The organism is Mesorhizobium sp. P2_D1 (assembly GCF_056404455.1).
Genome location: NZ_JBFUDZ010000156.1, coordinates 1 through 818, shown reverse-complemented (window position 1 = coordinate 818; position 818 = coordinate 1). Strand labels below are relative to the sequence as shown.

Below are 818 nucleotides of genomic sequence, written 5' to 3'. Positions count from 1 at the left end.
GCCATATCTGCAGATTGACCGCCTTGAGGGCCTAGCTGCGATCGCCCAGATCGGGGGCCTCGAGCTGCATCCCTGGAATTGCCAGCCCGATCATCCTGAAATTCCCGGGCGACTTGTCTTCGACCTCGATCCCGGTCCGGAGGTTGCCTTTGCCGAGGTGGTAGCCGCAGCGAAGGAAATGCGGGATCGTCTCGAAGATCTGGGCTTGGTGACCTTTTGCAAGACGACGGGCGGCAAGGGCCTTCACGTTGTCACCCCATTGGCCGCCCAGCGCAACAAAACGACATGGCCAGAGGCCAAGGCCTTCGCGAAGGCGGCCTGCATGCAAATGGCGGCGGACCGCCCAGACCTCTATCTCGTCAACATGGCCAAGAAGCTGCGGACGTCTCGGATCTTTCTCGACTACCTTCGAAATGATCGCATGGCGACAGCCGTTGCACCGCTGTCTCCTCGTGCCAGAGAGGGTGCGCCTGTATCGATGCCGCTGACATGGGGGCAGGTGAGGGCGGATCTCGATCCGAAAAGATATACCGTCCGCACCGTGCCGGGCCTTCTGAAGAAGACCGTCGCTTGGGCGGACTATGATGACGGCGAACGGTCGATCAGCAGTGCCATCAAACGGATGGGTTCAGCAAAGCTCGCCGCATGACATCGAAAAATGTGAAGCCGCCGCCTTTTCGCCTTCCATTGGATACTGCGCCGATGGAGGCAAAGGCTGCCGACGCGTTGCCTGTTAACAGCGGCCAATGGCAGTACGAACCCAAATGGGACGGGTTTCGCTGTCTGGCCTTCAAAGCTGGCGATGAGGTGGACTTGCG

Annotated in this window: 1 protein-coding gene; it reads left to right on the top strand. The window is 60.0% G+C overall.

Translation table 11 applies throughout. From position 1 onward, the window contains the following. A partial coding sequence (gene ligD, locus AC1D0I_RS32700) for a non-homologous end-joining DNA ligase (RefSeq protein ID WP_477400202.1) occupies positions 1–649 on the top strand: 649 nt, incomplete at its 5' end. Positions 650–818: the final 169 nt, after the last annotated feature.